Source organism: Pseudomonas sp. Marseille-P9899 (assembly GCF_903166565.1).
GTDB lineage: Bacteria > Pseudomonadota > Gammaproteobacteria > Pseudomonadales > Pseudomonadaceae > Aquipseudomonas > Aquipseudomonas huaxiensis.
Genome location: NZ_CAESCG010000010.1, coordinates 53553 through 72082, shown reverse-complemented (window position 1 = coordinate 72082; position 18530 = coordinate 53553). Strand labels below are relative to the sequence as shown.

15 protein-coding genes are annotated in these 18530 nt (G+C 63.2%); 8 read left to right on the top strand and 7 right to left on the bottom strand.

The genetic code is table 11. The features are described 5' to 3' along the window. Nucleotides 1-107 precede the first annotated feature (107 nt). The 3 genes from HWV67_RS29465 to rssC all read left to right on the top strand — a co-directional run bounded on the left by HWV67_RS29465 (nt 108) and on the right by rssC (nt 2793). Nucleotides 108-812 carry an MlaA family lipoprotein gene (locus HWV67_RS29465; protein WP_175653779.1) on the top strand — a complete coding sequence of 235 codons (705 nt, stop codon included), beginning with the start codon at nt 108-110 and terminating at the stop codon, nt 810-812. 317 nt (nt 813-1129) lie between these two features. Then, a complete protein-coding gene (gene rssB, locus HWV67_RS29460) occupies nt 1130-2314 on the top strand; it encodes a two-component system response regulator RssB (protein WP_110972653.1) in 1185 nt (394 codons plus the stop codon). Continuing rightward, complete coding sequence (gene rssC, locus HWV67_RS29455; RefSeq protein WP_095157885.1) at nt 2311-2793, top strand: anti-sigma factor antagonist RssC; 483 nt, start codon at nt 2311-2313, stop codon at nt 2791-2793. Before rssB ends, rssC begins: the two co-directional genes overlap by 4 nt. Nucleotides 2794-2829: 36 nt before the next feature. Here rssC and HWV67_RS29450 read toward each other — a convergent pair whose 3' ends face one another. The 4 genes from HWV67_RS29450 to HWV67_RS29435 all read right to left on the bottom strand — a co-directional run bounded on the left by HWV67_RS29450 (nt 2830) and on the right by HWV67_RS29435 (nt 7850). Beyond that, complete coding sequence (locus HWV67_RS29450) at nt 2830-4731, bottom strand: alkaline phosphatase D family protein (protein WP_175653778.1); 1902 nt, start codon at nt 4729-4731, stop codon at nt 2830-2832. A gap of 90 nt (nt 4732-4821) precedes the next feature. Further along, on the bottom strand, nt 4822-5748 hold the full coding sequence (tal, locus tag HWV67_RS29445) for a transaldolase (RefSeq protein ID WP_175653777.1): 927 nt from the start codon (nt 5746-5748) through the stop codon (nt 4822-4824). 118 nt (nt 5749-5866) lie between these two features. Further along, nucleotides 5867-6877 (bottom strand): tRNA dihydrouridine(20/20a) synthase DusA, encoded by a 1011-nt coding sequence (dusA, locus tag HWV67_RS29440; protein WP_175653776.1) that lies wholly within the window; start codon nt 6875-6877, stop codon nt 5867-5869. A gap of 88 nt (nt 6878-6965) precedes the next feature. After that, nucleotides 6966-7850, bottom strand: coding sequence for a LysR family transcriptional regulator (locus tag HWV67_RS29435; protein ID WP_095157875.1), 885 nt, complete (start codon nt 7848-7850; stop codon nt 6966-6968). A 103-nt stretch (nt 7851-7953) separates the two neighbouring features. Between HWV67_RS29435 and HWV67_RS29430 the strand changes: the two genes are divergently transcribed. Then, nucleotides 7954-8913: a DMT family transporter gene (locus HWV67_RS29430; RefSeq protein ID WP_175653775.1), complete on the top strand. Its 960-nt coding sequence runs from the start codon at nt 7954-7956 to the stop codon at nt 8911-8913. Between the two features lie 24 nt (nt 8914-8937). On the opposite strand, the gene HWV67_RS29425 is transcribed toward HWV67_RS29430, so the two are convergent. Then, nucleotides 8938-10557 carry a sensor domain-containing diguanylate cyclase gene (locus HWV67_RS29425; protein ID WP_175653774.1) on the bottom strand — a complete coding sequence of 540 codons (1620 nt, stop codon included), beginning with the start codon at nt 10555-10557 and terminating at the stop codon, nt 8938-8940. Between the two features lie 389 nt (nt 10558-10946). On the opposite strand from HWV67_RS29425, the gene HWV67_RS31850 reads away from it, so the two are divergent. Together HWV67_RS31850 and HWV67_RS29420 are read left to right on the top strand one after the other, a co-directional pair. Next, nucleotides 10947-11702, top strand: a complete 756-nt coding sequence (locus tag HWV67_RS31850) for a PAS domain-containing protein (protein ID WP_256680231.1) — start codon at nt 10947-10949, stop codon at nt 11700-11702. Nucleotides 11703-11708: 6 nt separating this feature from the next. Further along, nucleotides 11709-13532 carry a putative bifunctional diguanylate cyclase/phosphodiesterase gene (locus HWV67_RS29420; protein WP_256680230.1) on the top strand — a complete coding sequence of 608 codons (1824 nt, stop codon included), beginning with the start codon at nt 11709-11711 and terminating at the stop codon, nt 13530-13532. A gap of 61 nt (nt 13533-13593) precedes the next feature. On the opposite strand, the gene HWV67_RS29415 is transcribed toward HWV67_RS29420, so the two are convergent. After that, entirely contained in the window at nt 13594-14325 is a 732-nt protein-coding gene (locus HWV67_RS29415) for a GntR family transcriptional regulator (protein ID WP_175653773.1), read from the bottom strand. A gap of 114 nt (nt 14326-14439) precedes the next feature. Between HWV67_RS29415 and HWV67_RS29410 the strand changes: the two genes are divergently transcribed. Continuing rightward, on the top strand, nt 14440-15795 hold the full coding sequence (locus tag HWV67_RS29410) for a class-II fumarase/aspartase family protein (protein ID WP_175653772.1): 1356 nt from the start codon (nt 14440-14442) through the stop codon (nt 15793-15795). Nucleotides 15796-15873: 78 nt separating this feature from the next. Further along, a complete protein-coding gene (locus HWV67_RS29405; RefSeq protein WP_110973334.1) occupies nt 15874-17175 on the top strand; it encodes a cation:dicarboxylate symporter family transporter in 1302 nt (433 codons plus the stop codon). A 54-nt stretch (nt 17176-17229) separates the two neighbouring features. On the opposite strand, the gene HWV67_RS29400 is transcribed toward HWV67_RS29405, so the two are convergent. After that, nucleotides 17230-18474, bottom strand: a complete 1245-nt coding sequence (locus HWV67_RS29400; protein WP_175653771.1) for an OprD family porin — start codon at nt 18472-18474, stop codon at nt 17230-17232. Nucleotides 18475-18530 lie beyond the last annotated feature (56 nt).

Genomic DNA, 18530 nt, shown 5'->3' with positions numbered 1-18530 from the left:
TGACGCTTGTGGCGTCAACTATTTGCGACGCAAACGTTACTAGGCTTTATACTCGTCCACTTTGGCGCGGAGCTGTTTCGCGCGTTGCGTTCATCAGGAGAACATCTATGCGTGGGATCGGTGCGAGCGTGCTCGATCGTTTGTTCCGGGCCAGCGTGTGCGCAACTGCGCTGCTGGCGCCTTTCGCGGCTCAGGCGGCGACCGAGGAAGACCCTTGGGAAAGCATCAACCGGCCGATTTTCCGTTTCAACGACACGGTCGACACCTATGCGTTCAAGCCGATCGCCCAGGGCTACCGGTTTGTAACGCCGCAGTTCGTGGAAGACGGCATTCATAACATGTTCCTCAACCTGGGTGATGTGACCAACCTGGCCAACAACATCCTCCAGCTCAAGCCGCATGCGGCCGGTGTCGATACCGCGCGGTTGATCGTCAACACCACCTTCGGTCTCGGCGGCTTCTTCGATGTGGGGACCAAAATGGGCCTGCAGCGCAGCGATGAAGACTTTGGCCAGACCCTGGGCTACTGGGGTGTACACAGCGGTCCTTACGTGATGCTGCCGTTGCTCGGTCCGAGCACCGTGCGCGATGCGCTGGGCAAGTACCCGGACATCTACACCGAACCCTACCGCTACGTGAATCACGTGCCGACCCGCAACACCGCGCTCGGCGTCGATCTGGTCGATACCCGCGCCAGCCTGCTGTCGGCGGAGAAGATGATTCAGGGCGACAAGTACATCTTCATCCGCAACGCCTACCTGCAGAACCGCGAGTTCAAGGTCAAGGACGGCGAAGTCGAAGACGATTTCTGATCGTCGGCAAGTAGAAAAGGCGACCTCCGGGTCGCCTTTTTCATTGGGGCATCCTTCCATTGAGTTGCCACAAACCGGGTTTTTATAACCACCGGTGATTTGCACTGCGAACAGCCGCACGCGAGCGGCGGTGCATGCTTGAAACGCCTGGCGGATGGGAGTACCGTCTGCGCCTTACAGGGCACCTCTGCAAGTTGCCGGTCGGCTTTTTCTGACCTACAACTCAGATAGACAGAGTGGCTAGAAGAGAATCCAGTACGTGTGCTCCAACCTGTCGAGCCGCTTACGCCAACCTATTTCTGGCGCCGTTTGCCCACATGCAGAAAACCAGTGCAACGCTGCTGATAATCGATGACGACGACGTGGTGCGCGAGAGCCTCGCCGCCTACCTGGAAGACAGCGGTTTCAGTGTCCTGCAGGCAAGCAATGGCCAGCAGGGCCTTCAAGTCTTCGAGCAGGATCGTCCCGACCTTGTGCTCTGTGACCTGCGCATGCCGCAAATGGGCGGTCTGGAGCTGATCCGACAAGTGACCGAACGTGCGCCTGACCTGCCGGTGATCGTGGTTTCCGGTGCGGGCGTGATGAACGATGCTGTCGAAGCCCTGCGTCTGGGCGCTGCCGATTACCTGATCAAGCCGCTTGAAGACCTCGCAGTGCTCGAGCACTCGGTTCGCCGCGCGCTTGATCGTGCGTACCTGATCAAGGAAAACCAGCGTTACCGGGAAAAGCTCGAAACCGCCAACCGCGAGCTGGAAGCCAGCCTCCACCTGCTTCAGGAAGACCAGACAGCGGGTCGCCAGGTGCAGATGAACATGCTCCCGGAAAGCCCGTGGAGCATTGGCGAGTTTTCCTTCGAACACCAGATCATCCCGTCGCTGTATCTCTCTGGCGACTTTGCTGATTACTTCCGCGTCGACGAGCGGCGGATCGCCTTCTATCTGGCGGACGTGTCCGGCCATGGCGCGTCCTCGGCCTTCGTGACCGTACTGCTGAAGTTCATGACCACCCGCCTGCTGTTCGAATTCAAGCGCAGCGGCACCCTGCGGGACTTCAAGCCGTCGGAAGTGCTCGGGCACATCAACCGCGGCCTGATCAACTGCAAGCTGGGCAAGCATGTGACCATGGTTGGCGGTGTCATCGACGAAGACACCGGGTTGCTGACCTATGCCATCGGCGGCCACCTGCCGCTGCCGGTACTGTATACCCCGGAGCAGAGCCTTTATCTGGAAGGCCGAGGATTGCCGGTCGGTCTGTTCGACGAAGCAACGTACCAGGACCACGTCCTGGAGCTGCCGTCGCAGTTCAGCCTGACCCTGCTATCTGATGGCATTCTGGACCTTTTGCCCGGCGCAACACTCAAAGAAAAAGAAGCATCCCTGCCTGAGATTGTCAGGGATGCGGGCGGCAGCCTGGATGGCCTGCGGCAACGATTCGGATTGGCTACGCTTGGGGAGATGCCGGATGATATCGCCCTATTGGTGTTGAGCAGGAACCTTCAATGAGTACCGGTAGAATCCAGTTCGCCGAACAGAGCGGCACCTTTGTTCTGAAGTTTGTCGGTGAAGTGCGTCTGACCCTGTGTTCGGCGCTGGATGCAACTATTGAGAAGATCTTCACCGCGCTGAATTTCTCGGCGATCGTCATCGATCTCACAGAAACCCAGAGCATCGACAGCACCACGCTCGGCCTGCTGGCCAAGCTGTCGATCCTGTCGCGGCAGAAGGTTGGCCTGCTGCCGACCGTGGTGACCACCCACGCCGACATCACTCGCCTGTTGCAGTCGATGGGCTTCGATCAGGTGTTCAACATCGTTGATCGGCCAATTCCGTGCCCGGAATGCCTGACCGACCTGCCGTCCCAGGACCAGGACGAAGAGGTGGTGCGGGCCAAGGTGCTGGAGGCGCACAAGATCCTGATGGGCTTGAATGACTCCAATCGTGAAGCCTTCCATGACCTGGTGAACGCGCTCGAGCGTAGCTGACCCCTTCAGGGCCTCATCGCCGCGATGAGGCCCTTGTCATTCCCGCCGCGGAAACTCTGTCGTCTCTGACCCGTCTGCATTCAACTGGAACACCCGCTCCGGTTGCCCCTGCTCATTGAAAAACACCTGGCCCAGGCCCGCGCTGTTCCACAACCGCTCGCCGGCCTTGCTGCGGCTGGGTATGCGCGGCACTACTTCCATCAGTCGCCGGCGAGTGAACCAGTTCAAGGGCGAGCGCGGCGCGTAGAGCCAGCGGTTGAGGCGGTCGAAGGTGTCCAGCAGGCGCGCGGGGAAGCGGTTCTTGATGCCGCTGCTGGTGATCTGCCACAGGTGTGGGCTGCGTTGGCGGTGGCGGATCAGCACTTCGTAGACAAATGAATAGTGCACATCGCCGGAGAGGATCACGTAGTGCCCCGGCGTGCGCGAGTGGCGGAAGATGTTCAGGATCACCTGCGCCGCGCCGCGGTGGGCCATCCAGTTTTCCGCATCCACCAGCAGCGGATAACCGCACCAGCTGAACACCTTCTGCACCGTCTCGATCAGCTTGACGCCGAATATCGGTGCGGGCGAAACGATGATCGCCGACGGGTGGTCGAGCAACGCTTGCTGCAATTCGCAGAGCGCTTCCCAGTCCAGCAGACCCGAGGGCTTTTTCAGGTTGTTTTCGCTGCGCCAGCGCCGGGTGCGGGTGTCCAGCACCAGCAGGGCCGGGCTGGTCGGTAGCTGGTAATGCCACTGCTGGAAGCGCAGCAAGTCGTTGATCAACTGATCCTGCAGCGGGCTGTCCAGGTGGCGGTCGTCCCCGGTGCTGGCGAACAGTTGCCGGCACTTTTCCAGGAGATCACCGAACACGTCCGGATTGTTGCCCCAGGCCTGACAGAGCAGGTAAGCCAGCAGGGCGTTGCCGATGATCCGGCGCGAGAACGGATGGCCGTAGGCGGTTTCTTCCCATTGCGCCGAAAGGTTCCAGTCATCGGTGATGTCGTGGTCGTCGAAAATCATCAGGCTCGGCAAATGCGCCAACACCCGGGCGACCCCGCCCAGCCCGGCGACGAAGCCCTCCAGGCAACCCTGTTCCAGCCGGTAGCGGGCCTGATGTTCGGCGTTCAGCGGCGGCATGTCCGGCGCGATCAGCGTCCAAGGCACGGGCGACCAGACCAGCAGGTACATAGCCACGGTTTCGCCGAAGGTCACCAGGTGGTTGTCGGCATTGCTGCTGGTGAAGATCGGTTTGCGCACGCCGCCGAAGAAGCGCTCGCGCAGGGTTTCGTTGCTTTTCAGCGCTGGCAGCAGGTCGCCACGGTGGTAGTAGCTGGCGGGATGGCCATAAAGCTCGACGCTGTCGCGGATTACCGCGCCGTCCAGGCATTCCTCGAACAGGCCGAGCCGTGCAATCAGCGCATGAATGGCGCGCAGCATCGGCCCGGCGACATCGTCGGCGTAGACCTGATCGCCGCTCATCATCAACAAGGCCGGGCGCTGTGCGGGCTCATGCGGGCTGGCCAGCAGCCGGTCGGCGCAGAGCAGGCCGTCTTCGGCGGGAAAGTGCGGTTTGCGGCAGGAGCCGTGGAGCAACTGATCCAGCCGTTCGCGGACGACGAAGTTCGCACGCTGTGCGCCGTCATAAAGCAGATGCGGCGCCCACTCGGCGATGCCGTGGCCATCGAGCAGCAGGTCGTAGTCGATTCGGGTGTCGCAAGGCAGCGGCGTGTCCAGAGACACATCGATCAGGTGCACGAACGCCTGGCGACCCACCGGAATGACCTGGCAGCGAGCAGCGTCCAGTGGCAGGACCAGCGGATCGAAATGGGCAACATGAAGGTGCAGTTCGGCGTTCAGCGGCTGCGAGGCGACCAGCCAGAACACCATGCGCGTCGGCTCCAGGCGGCGAAGCAGCGGCCCGGCCAGGACCAACGGCAAAAGAGAAGAGTCGGACATCAATGCGGGAACACGAGGCTGTTTGCCAGTAGTTGCGGAAGAGGCGGGACTTTCCGCGCTGTCGCGACTACTGGCAAACCGATATTTGTATCAAGCCTTTGCAGAAAGCAGGGCTTCGAGTTTTTCCTGGTCACGGGCGAACAGGCGAATGCCTTCGGCGAGTTTTTCGGTGGCCATGGCGTCTTCGTTGAAGGCCCAGCGGAACTGGCTTTCGCTCAGTGTCAGGCGTGGCTCGGCGGTAGCACCGGGGGCCAGTTTGCGCACCAGGGTGCCTTGGTCTTCGCTGAGTTTCTGCAGCAGGTCCGGGCTGATGGTCAGTCGATCGCAGCCGGCCAGTTCTTCGATCTGGCTGAGGTTGCGGAAGCTCGCGCCCATGACCACGGTGTCGTAGCCATTGGCCTTGTAGTAGTTGTAGATGCGGGTGACCGACTGCACGCCCGGATCTTCGGCGCCGACATAGTCCTGACCACTGGACTTCTTGTACCAGTCGTAGATGCGGCCCACGAACGGCGAGATCAGGAATACCCCGGCATCGGCGCAGGCGGCCGCCTGGGCGAAGGAGAACAGCAGGGTCAGGTTGGTCTGGATGCCTTCCTTCTCCAGGGTTTCGGCGGCGCGGATGCCTTCCCAGGTGGAGGCCAGCTTGATCAGCACGCGATCACGGCCAACGCCGGCCTTGTCGTACAGCTCGATCAGTTGACGGGCCTTGGCCAGCAGCGCCGGCTCGTCGAAGGACAGGCGCGCGTCCACTTCAGTGGAAATACGGCCGGGGATGGCTTTCAGGATGCCGCTGCCCACCGCGACGGCGAAGGCATCGCAGGCCAGGTCGACATTGCCCTTGCTGCTGGCGATAACCTGTTTCAGCAGGTCGGCGTAGCCGGGCATGGCGGCGGCTTTCAACAGGAGGGAAGGGTTGGTGGTGGCATCGACCGGCTTGAGGCGGCTGATCGCGTCGATATCGCCGGTGTCGGCGACGACCGTGGTGAACTGCTTGAGTTGTTCCAGCTTGGAAGTCATGAGCGTGCTCTGTCCTGTGCGGTGCGACGACATTACCCGAGCGCCGTCAGCGGCTCAAGGGCCGTGCCGGCGGGCGTCGGGAGGGTATGTCTTCGAGTGCCGCGGAGCGCGCCGGTTCCTAGTGGCCCTTTAACAATTCAGCAGCTTGATCGAGCAGGGCCAGCGGGTCGTTGGTCTTGTGCACATCCACGGAAAGCAACTGACGGAACTTGCGCGCGCCCTTGAAGCCCTGGGCCAGGCCGAGGATATGCCGGGTGATGTGGTGCATGGCGCCGCCGGCCTGCAGATGGGCGGCGATGTATGGCTTCAACTTCTCCAGCACCTCGCTGCGGGAAATCACCGGAGCATCGCTGCCGAACAGTTGCTGGTCGATTTCGGCCAGCAGATAGGGGTTGTGGTAAGCCTCGCGGCCGAGCATCACGCCGTCGAAGGTCTTGAGGTGCTCGTGGCATTCCTCGAGGGTCTTGATCCCACCGTTGAGGATGATTTCCAGGTCAGGGAAGTCCGCTTTCAGCTGCGCCGCGATGTCATAGCGCAGCGGCGGGATCTCGCGGTTTTCCTTCGGCGACAGCCCTTCGAGGATGGCGATCCGGGCATGCACGGTGAAACTGCGGCAGCCGGCATCGCGGACCTGGCCGACGAAATCGCACAGCTCGGCGTAACTGTCGCGGCCGTTGATGCCGATCCGGTGCTTGACCGTCACCGGTGTCGACACCGCGTCCATCATCGCCTTCACGCAATCGGCCACCAGTGCCGGGTGACCCATCAGGCAGGCGCCGATCATGTTGTTTTGCACCCGGTCGCTGGGGCAGCCGACGTTCAGGTTCACTTCCTGATAGCCCGCCACCTCGGCCAGCTTCGCGCAGGCGGCCAGATCGGCCGGCACGCTGCCGCCCAGTTGCAGGGCCAGCGGGTACTCGGCGGCGTCGTGGCCGAGAAAACGCGCGGCATCGCCGTGGAGCAGGGCGCCGGTGGTGACCATTTCGGTATAGAGCAGGGCATGGCGGGACAGCAGGCGCAGGAAGAATCGGCAGCGGCGGTCTGTCCAGTCCATCATCGGGGCGACGGAAAACCTCCTGAGTACCGGACTCGAAGGATTGCTCGGGTTTTCCGCGGGGGTATTGTGCATGCCGGTGGTCTCGTCTGCTGCCGTCTTCGGATGCATTACGCACCCTGAAAAAAGGCGGCGGAGTTTAACAGGAATGCGCTTTGCCGGCTTATCGCCCCGACAAAAACGTCACCAACTGCCGCCCATGTGAACTCAGCTTCTCCCACTCACGAAAACAAATCCGCAACTCCAGTGTCGCCCAGCGTTCTTCCAGGGGCAGGCAGCGTACGGGCAGTTCCTGTTCCAGGCGGCGTGCGGTGGTTTCCGGGAGCATGGCGATGCCGGCGCGCTGGGCCACCAGTTGGGCGATGGCTTCGAAGCCGGGGGCGCGGACGCGGACTTTGAGGGGCATGGACAGGTTGATCGCCAGTTCTTCGACGAAGCGCTGCATGGCCCGCTCCGCCGGCAGGCAGACGAAGGCGTAGTCGAGGGCGTCGCGCAGGCGCAAGGCGGTCCGTTCGGTCAAGGGGTGGTCGAGCGGCACCAGCAGCACCAGGCGCTCGGTGCGAAAGGGCAGGGACACCACGCCGTCGTTGACCAGGTTTCCGTCGTACACGCCGATCTCGCATTCGCCGGCGAGCACCATGCGCAGGATGTCGACGCTCTTGTGTTCCACCAGTTGCAGGTCGATTTCCGGGTAGTCGAAGAGGAACGGCCCGAGCACCGTCGGCAGGATGGTGCTGTTGGTCACGGTGGACGCCGCAAGGTGCAGATTGATGCGTTTCTGTCCGGCCAGTTCCTTGAGGGTGTCATGCAGCTTGCGGGCTTCGCCTAGGACGCCGCGCGCAGATTCCAGCACCAGCCGGCCCGCCGGTGTCAGGTGCATGCCGTCGGCCTTGCGCACGAACAGGGTCAGGCCGCTGCGTTCCTCGAACAACCGCAGGCGGGTGCTGGCGGCGGACACCGCCACCGGGAAGCTCGCCGCTGCCTTGCTCAGGCTGCCGGTTTCGGCGATGGCGGCGATCAGGCGCAGGTCGGGCAGGTCGAAGTGCATCAGGGGTTTCTCCAATTCAGAAAGCCTGCTTCGTTAAAAAGCGATTCTGGCGGACTGGCTTTCTGTTCAGAATAAAGCCTGTCACATTTTGGTGCGGACCTCCATGATCACCTTTCCTCCCCGGATTCAGCGTTACATCGATAACGGCAGCCTGTTCGCGGTGCTGTCGGCCTTGGGTTTCAGCCTCAAGGCGATCTTCGTCAAGCTCGCCTACGCGGCAGGCCCGGTGGATGCGATCACCTTGCTCGCGCTGCGCATGGCGCTGTCACTGCCGCTGTTTCTCTGGCTGGTGTGGTTCAGTCGCGGCCAGGTCAGCGCACCGTTGACCTGGGGCAGCGCCGGGCGGGTGCTGTTGCTCGGCCTGTTCGGCTATTACCTGGCCAGCCTGTTCGACTTCTACGGCCTGCAATACATCAGTGCCGGGCTGGAGCGGCTGATCCTGTTCACTTATCCGACCCTGGTGCTGATCTTCCAGGCGGTAGCCCTGCGCGAGCGGCCGACCCCGCGCGTATTGCTGGCGATGGGTCTCTGCTACCTCGGCCTGGGCGTGGCCTTTGTTCATGACGTCAGCGTTTCGGGAGTGGGCGATCAGGTGATTCTCGGTTCGCTGTGGGTGTTTGCCAGCGCCGTGACCTACGCGCTGTACTACTCGGGCACCGGGGTGATGCTCAAGACCATGAGTTCGATGCGCCTGGCCGGTCTCGCGGGCACGGCGTCATCGCTGATGGTGCTGGGTCATTACCTGTTGACCGGGGATTTCTCGCAACTGGGCCAGTTGCCCGCGGCGGTGTGGGTGAATGCCGGATTGATGGCGCTGTTTTCCACGGTGTTGCCGATCTACTGGGTGGCGCTGGCGATCCAGCGCATGGGCGCCACGCAAACGGCGGCGGTGGGCAATCTCGGGCCGGTGCTGACGGTGTTGGCGTCCTGGGCGCTGCTCAACGAGGACATTTCCGCGTATCAGATCGCCGGGCTGGCGCTGGTGCTGTTCGGTGTGTCGCGGTTGAAGCCGGGCAAGGCCAGGGTTGCGCTGCAGCCGCATGCCAAGGATGCCGCGGCCTGAAACCAGGGTCGGCGGGGCAGGGGCTCAGACCTGAGGGGAAAGCTCTTTCGCGCTGGCCACGCGGACCCGGTTGCGCCCGCCGATCTTGGCTTGATAGAGCTGCTCGTCAGCCACTTCGAAGACCCGCGCGGCGTTTTCCGAGTGCAGCGGCCAGTTGGCCACGCCCATCGACAGGGTCAGGTGGCTGATGGTCTCGAACGTCGTCTGCTCGACTCGATGGCGCAAGCGCTCCGCGACCCGCGCCGCCGTGTCGGAGCTGGTGCCCGGCAGCAGCATGATGAACTCCTCGCCACCGGAGCGGCAGATCACGTCGTGGTCCCGCGAGCAGCTACGCATCAGCTCTGCCAGGGCTTGCAGCACCTCGTCTCCGGCGGCGTGCCCGAAGGTATCGTTGACCTGCTTGAAGTGGTCGATGTCGATGGCGATCACCGAGAACGGGCGTTTTTCCGCCTGCCACAGGGTCACTGCAAGGTCGAGGCCGCGGCGGTTGCGCAGGCCGGTGAGGGGATCGGTCTGGATGTCGTGATTGAGCTTGCCCAGGCGTTCATGCAGCAGGTTGAGGCCGATCAACAGGGCGCGCTTGAGTTCCGACGATTCGAAGTACCAGGAGCGCACGCTCTCGATCTGCGCGCTGGTTTCTGGCTCGTTGATCTTTTTCGCACCCGCGGCCAGTTGCCTGAGCGGCTGCGCGATGATCCGCGAGAACCACCAGATCAGGATGAAGCTGACGATCGCCAGCGGGATGGTCTTGAAAATGACGCTCATCTGTAACTGGTCGAGCCCTTCGAGGGTCGACTCGGTGGAGCGTTGGGCGACGATGCCCCAATGCGCCGAGGGCACGGAGGCGAAACCGGCGAGCATGTCCATGCCTTGGCTGTTGATCACCCGTTGGGTGCCGTTGTCCCGCGTGCCGAGGGTGTCGATCAGGCTGTTGCTACCGACGATGCTGCCAACCCGGTCGGCATCGGGGTGATAGAGCAGGCGGCGGTTGCTGTCGACCACATACAGGTAGGAGCCGTTCTTGTAGTAATGCTCGCCGAGCAGTTCGTTGAGGATGCTCTTGTGCTTGAGGTAGATGCTGCCGCCGATCAGTCCGCGGTAGCGCCCGGCTTTGTCGAACACCGGTTGCGAGATGAAGATGATCAGGTTGTTCGCTGCCGACATGTACGGGCTGGAAATCAGTGGCCGGCGCTCGCGCAGGGCCGCCAGGGCGCCCTCTGATTGCAGCTTCTTGCCGAGGATCTGCAGGGTGTCGGGCGAGGTGGAGCGCACCACGCCTTCGTCGTCGGTGATGACGATGGAGTTGAAGGTGTTGGTCTGCAGGCGCAGGCGCACGGCTTCGTGGTTCAGTTGCGCGAGGTCGTCGAAGTGCTCGCCGAGCAGGTCGGCGGCGTAGGCCAGTTGTTGCTGCGAGGCTTGCAGGTAGGTCTCGGTGCTGGACGCCAGCTTGGAGGCATAGGCGTGGTTGGCTTCCAGAGCGTTGTCGATCAGCAACTGGTACTGGACGCGATAGCTGGCGTAGAAGCTGTTGAGCAGGGTGACCAGGGCGGTGATCAGCGTCAGCAGCAGAATCAGGCTGCGCAGGTCCCATCGGAAGAAATTTCTCAACTGCACCGAAGTCCCCTTGCCTCGATCCTGAATCATTTGAAGGTGTGCACGGCCCTGGCAAAGTGCCGTGGGGCGGTGACGAAGCGCGGCATACTGCGCCTGCAGCCCGAAGTTGTCGCGCCAAGGGTAATGAGACTTTGGTCGAATAGCCACAGTGTATACGTGGACATGAATTTGACTGATGGGTCACGCCGTGAACCGAAAACCACGCCGATTCAGACAGTTGTGTTGTTTCGGTGAGGCCGGCAGCCGTGCCGAAGGGCTTGTTTGCACGGTGGAGAGATGGACCGCCAGGCGGGAGGGGTAATATCATGCTGACATCAATGCATGTGCCATGGACGCGGCAACCGGTTTCGGACGCCGTGGTGGGCACAGGTTCCTGGTCTATCCCGGCCACTGCCTGGCTGGATTTTCTTGAGTAGAACATGACGTCTCACGACAACCGTTCCATCGAATTGTCGCTGGCTCAACTGGCCGCCCTCGACCGGGTGATGTCCATCGCCGAGTTCACCCCGGATGGCACGCTGCTGCGGGCCAATCAGAACTACCTGGTGCTGCTGGGGTACTCGCTGGAGGAGATCCGCGGCCGCCACCACAGCTTCTTCTGCCCGCGCAAGCTGGTGGAGAGCCCGGCTTACGAATTGTTCTGGCCACGCTTGCGCGAAGGCAGCGGACGTTCCGGGATCCAGGAACGGGTGCGCAGCGACGGCAGCAGTTGCTGGCTGGAGGCGACCTATACGCCGGTGTTCGACGGCAACGGCAAGGTGGTCCAGGTCCTCAAGCTGGCCACCGATATCACCGCGCGGCTGGAGCAGGAACGGGTCCAGCAGGAGCGCCTGCGCATGCTGTCGCTGGTGGCGGATGCCAGCGACACCGCGGTGATGATCAGCGACAGCCAGCGACGCATTGCCTACACCAACGCCGGCTTCGGGCGGATGTTCGGCTGGCGCGGCGACGAGGTCAAAGGCCTGAGTCCGATGGCGCTGCTGGTGCCGGACCGGGACGAGCAGACCATCGCCGAGTACTACGCCGAGATGTACGCCGCCGGCGCCATGCAGCGCGAGGAAATCGTCACCGGCAAGCATGGCCAGCGCTACTGGGCGAAGGTGGTCAGCAACCCGATCTTCGACAGCGCCGGCCAGTTGCAGCACACCGTGACCCTGTTCACCGACATCACCTAGGCCAAGATGCACGAAGCCCTGCAGCACCGGGTGCTGGAGTCCATGGCCCGGGAGCAGCCGCTGACCGAAGTGCTGGAACTGATCTGCCTGGAAGTGGAGCGCATTGCCCCGGAAATCACCGCCTCGATCCTCAAGGTCGACGAAGAAGGGCAACTGCATTCCCTCGCTGCGCCGAGCCTGCCGAGCGATTACAGCCGTCAACTGAATGGTGTGCGCATCGGCCCGATGGTGGGTTCCTGCGGCACCGCCGCCTGGCGCAACGAATCGGTGCTGGTGGACGACATTGCCAGCGACCCGCTGTGGGCGGGCTATCAGGAACTCGCGCGACCGCTGGGCTTTCGCAGTTGCTGGTCGACGCCGATCCGCAACAGCCAGGGCGAAGCCATCGGCACCTTCGCGTTCTATTTCCGCCAGCCGCGCAATGTCGCCTCGGCGCTGTTCCACCAGCGTTTGGTGGACGCCTGTGCGCACCTCTGTTCGCTGGCGCTGGAGCGGGAAAACTCGCGTCAGCGAATTCGCCAACTGGCCTATTACGATGCCCTGACCGGCCTGCCCAACCGCAGCCTGTTGCAAGCCAAGGCCGACCAGGCGATCGCCACCGCCGCTCGCAACAACGAGCAACTGGCGGTGCTGTTCATCGACCTCGACCGCTTCAAGCAGGTCAACGATTCCCTCGGCCATCCGGCCGGCGACGAGTTGCTGCGCAACGTCGCGGCGAAAATGCGCCGTGAATTGCGCGGCTCGGATATTGCCGGGCGGCTGTCGGGCGACGAGTTCGTGGTGATCCTGCCGCAGTGCGACGGCGACCACGCCGCCGACGCGGTGGAGCGCATCCAAACGCTGCTGTGCCAGCCGATGACCATCGCCAACACCAACCTGTCGATTTCCGCCAGCGTGGGCGTTGCGATGTACCCGTCCGATGGCTGCGATGTGGAAACCCTGCTGCACCGCGCCGACATGGCGATGTACCAGGCCAAGAGCAGTGGCCGCGGCTGCTTCAGTTTCTTCAGCAGCGAAATGAACAAGCTGGCGCAGGAGCGTCTGGCGCTGGAAAACGCCCTGCGCGAGGCCCTGCAGAAAGGCCAGTTGCGCCTGCATTACCAACCGCAGATCGAGATGTCCACCGGGCGCCTGTACGGCGTCGAGGCGCTGGCGCGCTGGACCCATCCACAGCTCGGCGAAGTATCGCCGGCGCGCTTCATTCCGCTGGCCGAAGAGTGTGGCCTGGTGGCCGAACTGGGTCGCTGGGCGTTGCGCGAGGCGTGCCGGCAGTTGTCCGAATGGCGCGCCCGTGGCCTGGTGGTGCCGGCGGTGGCGGTGAACCTGTCGCCGACCAGTTTCCACAACCTCGACCTGCCACAGATGATCGCCGACACCTTGCGTAGCAATCATCTGGCGCCGGCGGACCTGACCCTGGAACTGACCGAGAACATCCTGCTGGACACCAACCCCAGCACCATGAAGACCATCGAGGAAGTGCATGCCCAGGGCATTCGCCTGTCGATGGACGATTTCGGCACCGGCTATTCCAGCCTCAGCTACCTGCGGCGCTTGCCGGTGTCGGAGTTGAAACTGGACCGCAGTTTTGTCGCGGATCTTGAACATGACGAAGCGGCGCGGGCGTTGAGCAATGCCATTCTCGGCATCGGCAAAAGCCTGCACCTGACCGTGGTGGCCGAGGGCATCGAGACGGACTCGCAGAGTGTCTGGCTGCAGGAACAGGGTTACCCGGTGGCCCAGGGCTATCTGTTCTCGCCGCCACTGGCGCCGGATGCGCTGGCGCAGTGGCTGGAGGAGAGGGCGGTGCTGGAGGAAGAGGTCGTCGGGTAGGCTTTCAGGCCCTTGTCGCGGACGTGCCAGCGATGAGGGCCGCGGATGCCATACGCGATGATCAGGGCGTCTCCCGCTTCATCTGCATCACCAGGGTAAAGCGGTCGTCCGGGTGGACCGTCTCGGAAACCACCACCAGCTTGCCCTGTTCATCCCGGTAGTGGCGGGTGATCTTCAGTCCCGGCTCGCCTGCCGGGGCATCGAGTTTCTCGGCCATCTGCGCCGTCAGCAATACCGCCCGGACCTGCTGGTCCACCACGTTGATGCGCCGGCCATAGTGCTGCTCGATCAAGGCCGCCACCAAGGCGTCCGGATGTTCACGGGCGAGGTCGATCACGTCGGTATAGGCCGCGTCCGCATAGACGTCGGTCCAGCACATCGGCGCCCGCTCGCGATCCTCGTCCACGCGAATGCTGGAAATGCAGAAGTAATGCACGCCCGGCTGCAGGCCCAGGCGCTCGGCCTCGGCGATGTCGGCGACGAAGTGCCGGACCTCCTGAATACTGCGCACCTGGGTTTCTGCCAGATGCACCAGATCCTCCACCGACGCCAGCGAATGCCGGTATCCGCCACTGGGCGCTGACGCTTCCACCCGCGTTCCGACCCGTTTGCGTCGCGACACCATGCCCAGGTTCTGCAACTGGGTAATGGCCGCGCGCACGGTGTGCCGGCTCACTTCATACAGGTCACAGAGCTCAAGCTCGGTCGGTAGCAGTGAGCCCACCGGGTATCCGCCATTGGCAATCTTGTCCTTCAAATCCCTGGCTACCAGCGCGTAGCGAGCCTCGTTCATGCCGTTGGTCAGTCCTGAAACATCGAATGGATTGACAGTGTAACAGTCTCGGCGTATTCATATGTCCGTACATTTTAATATGTACGTACATAACAATCAATTCAGGACCACGCCATGTCTACCACTGTCTTTGACTCAGCCCTTTTCCGCGATATGTTCGGCACCGCCGAGATGCGCGCGGTGTTCTCCGATCAGGCGCTGATCGAGCGCTACATCGAAGTCGAAATCGCCCTGGCCAAAGCCGAAGCCCGTTGTGGCGTGATCCCTGCTGAAGCGGCTGTACAGATCGCCGAGCTGTCACGTTTCGAATCCCTTGACCTGGCCCACATGCAGCACGAGACCGAGATCGTCGGCTACCCGATCCTGCCGTTGGTGGAGCAACTGTCGAAGCTGTGTGGCGAGGCCGGACGCTATGTGCACTGGGGCGCGACCACCCAGGACATCATGGACACCGCCGTCGTCCTGCAGGTGCGCGCCGCCCTGGCCATCGTCGAGCGCGACATCCAGGCCGTGCGCGGCCTGCTCGCCGGGCTGGCGCTGCGTTACCGCGACACGCCGATGGCCGGCCGTACCCACCTGCAGCACGCGTTGCCGATCACCTTCGGCTACAAGGTCGCGGTGTGGCTGAGCATGTTCGACCGCCACGCCGAGCGCTTGGTGGAACTGCGTCCGCGGGTCGAGATCGGTCAGTTCGCCGGCGCCGCCGGCACCCTGGCATCGTTGGGCGACAAGGGCCTGGAAGTGCAGGAAGCGCTGATGGCCGAACTCGGTCTGGGCGTGCCGCAGGCCACCTGGCACGTGGCCCGTGATGGCCTGGCGGAAACCCTGAACTTCCTCGGCCTGGTCACCGGCTCGCTGGGCAAGGTCGCCCTCGACGTGATGATGATGATGACCAGCGAGCTGGGCGAGGTGTACGAGCCCTTCGTCAAGGGCCGCGGCGCCAGCAGCACCATGCCGCAGAAGCGCAATCCGATTTCCTGCGAGCTGATGTACGCCGCCGCCAAGGGCGTACGTCAGCAGGCCGGGTTGATGCTCGACGCAATGATCCAGGACTTCGAGCGCTCCACCGGCCCATGGCAGGCCGAGTGGATCGCCATTCCGGAAGCCTTCGCGCTGTCGGCGGCGTCCCTCGGCCAGGCCAAGTTCATGCTCGCCGGCCTGGAGGTGCGCACCGAGCGCATGCGCCAGAACCTCGACATGACCCGCGGCCTGATCGTCGCCGAGGCGGTGATGATGGGCCTGGCCCCGGCCCTGGGCCGCCAGGTCGCCCACGACGTGGTGTATGCCGCCTGCCGCGTTGCCAACGACGAAGGCGTCAGCCTGCTCGATGCCCTGCTGGCCCGCCCGGACGTGACCGATCGCCTGGACCGCGCCGAACTCGAGCGCCTCACCGACCCGGCCAATTACCTCGGCCTGGCCCCGCAAATGGTCGATCGCGCCCTGGCCCGCGAAGGCGCGGTCAAACGCTGAATCCGTTCGCAGGGGGCGTCGCGCCGGCGCTCCCTGTCTGTCTCGCCGTACCCATAAAGACAATAAGAGATCGCGAACATGACTGCTTCCACGAAAAAACCGCTGTACCGCGACCTGACCTTCCAGGTGGTCGCCGCCATGCTCCTGGGCATCGCGTTCGGCTTCATCGCCCCGGAGCTGGCCGCCAGCTTCAAGATCCTCGGCGACATCTTTCTCAAGCTGATCAAGACCGCCGTCGCCCCGCTGGTGTTCTTCACCGTGGTCCACGGCATTGCCTCGGCCGGTGACATCAAGCGAGTCGGCAAGGTCGGCTGGCGTGCGCTGGTGTACTTCGAAGTGGTGTCCACCATCGCCCTGGCGATTGGTCTGATCTGGGGCAACCTGCTGGAAATCGGTTCCGGCATGCACGACGCCCACCCCAACAGCGCTACCGCCAGCGCCGCAGCCGCGGCCCTGGCCAAGGGGCATGCGCCGGGTTCGACCATGGAGTTCATCTACGGCATCTTCCCGGACAACTTCGTCGGTGCCTTCGCCGGCGGGCAGTTGTTGCAGGTGCTGGTGATTGCGGTGCTGTTCGGCTTCGCCCTGCTGGCGCTGAAGCACGAGCGTCGTGAGGTGATCGAGGACGGCTTGAATCGGGTTTCGGAATGCTTCTTCGAATTCATCAACCTGATCATGAAGTTCGCGCCACTCGGCGCCTTCGGTTCGGTGGCCTACGCGGTGGGCAGCAACGGCACCGCGGTGCTGATGTCGCTGGCCAACCTGGTGCTGATGTTCTACCTGGTGGTGTTCCTGTTCGTCACCGTGGTACTGGGCGCGGTGTGCCGGCTGTCCGGCTTCAGCCTGTGGCGCTTCCTCAAGTACATCAAGGATGAGGTGTTTATCGTCATCGGCACCGCCTCGTCGGAAAGCGCGCTGCCGCGGCTGTTGCTCAAGCTGGAGAAGTTCGGTTGCTCGAAGCAGAGCGTCGGCCTGGTCTTGCCCACCGGCTATGCGTTCAACCTCGACGGCACCTCGATCTACATGTCGCTGTGCGTGCTGTTCATCGCCAACGCCTACGGCGTGCCGCTGACCTGGGAACAGCAACTGGGCATGGTGGCGATCATGTTGGTGACCTCCAAGGGTGCGGCAGCGGTATCCGGCGGCAGCTTCGTGGTGTTCGCCGCGACCGTCACCGCCATCGGCGTGTTGCCGGTGGAAGGGCTGGCGTTGCTGTTCGGTGTGTACCGCTTCATGTCGATGGCGATCGCCACCTGCAACACCATCGGCAACAGTGTTGCGACGGTGGTGGTGGCGAAGTGGGCCGGAGAGTTTTCCGAGCAGACGGCAAAGGAGGAGTATGAGCGCGTGCTGGGCCGCAGGCCGGCGGCCGCGCTCTGAGGTTTCTCTGTCAAGACCTCATCGCCGGCAAGCCGGCGATGAGGTTGTCGCGATTTACCAAAGCGCCACGGTGTAACTCACAATCAGCCGGTTTTCATCCAGGTCATTGCCGAAGTTGGTCGAGCGCACGGTCGCGTTGCGCCATTTCACCCCCAGGTTTTTCAGCGGTCCGCTCTGGATCACGTAGCCGATATCCATATCCCGTTCCCATTCCTTGCCATTCGGCCGTGACGCGCCGAGGTCGACGTTGTCGCCGCTCAGGTAGCGGGTCATGAAGGTCAGACCGGGAATGCCGACGCTGGCGAAGTTGAAGTCATAACGCGCCTGCCACGAGCGCTCGTCCTTGTTGGCGAAGTCGCCGATCTGCACGAAGTTCACCAGGTACGCGTCGGCGCCGTTGATGTAGGCGAAGCCGGTGTCGCCGCTCATGCGCTGGTAGCCGAGGCCGAAGGCATGGCCCTTGAGGCCGTAGGTGAACATTGCGCCCAGCGCCTTGTTGTCGATATTGCTGCCGCCGTCGTCCAGCGAGCGGGCGAAGCGCAGGTCGCTTTTCAGCGTCTGGCCGTCGCCCAGCGCCCAGGTGTGGGTGAGCCCGAGCATGTGCTGGCGATAGAGGTTTTCCAGGCCGCCGTAGCTGTAGCTGGTGCTCAGGCTGTCGTTCCACTTGTACAGCGCGTGGCCGAAGTCGAAGCGGTCGGTAGTGGTCTGGCGCACGACGATGTTCTTCGCCGCGCCAGTGGTGACGCTCATGTCCTCGTAGTCCTGGGAATCACGCTGGTTGACCTGGCGCAACCGGCCCAGGTCCAGGCTGAGGTTGCTGATTTCCTGCACCGTCACCTGGCCGCCCTGGAAAACCTGCGGCAGCAGGCGCGAGTCGTTGGGCATCAAGACCGGCAGTTTGGGAATCAAGGTGCCGAGCTTGAGCACGCTGTTGGAGGCGCGGACCTTGGCGGTCAGACCGAGGTCGCTGGAGCTGTCCTGGGCGCGCTTCGGTGCTTCGCGGTCGCGTTGCAGCAGGCCGCTGCCGGCGCGGTCGGGGCTGGAATCGAGCTTGAGGCCGAGCAGGCCGATGGCATCGACGCCGAAGCCAAGGGTGCCTTCGGTGAAGCCGGATTCATAGCGCAGGATGAAACCTTGCGCCCATTCCTCGACTTTCGATTGGGCCGCGCCGTCCTGGCGGAAGTCGCGGTTGAAATAGAAGTTGCGGGCTTCGACGCTGGCCTTGCTGTCGTCGAGGAAGGCCGCGTTGGCGTTGCAGCAGAGGATGGCCAGGGCCAGTGGGGTCAGGGTGCGGAGCATGTGCGGTTCTCTTGTTGTTATTTGAGGGGCCTGCCTGGGGCAGGCCTTCGCGAGCG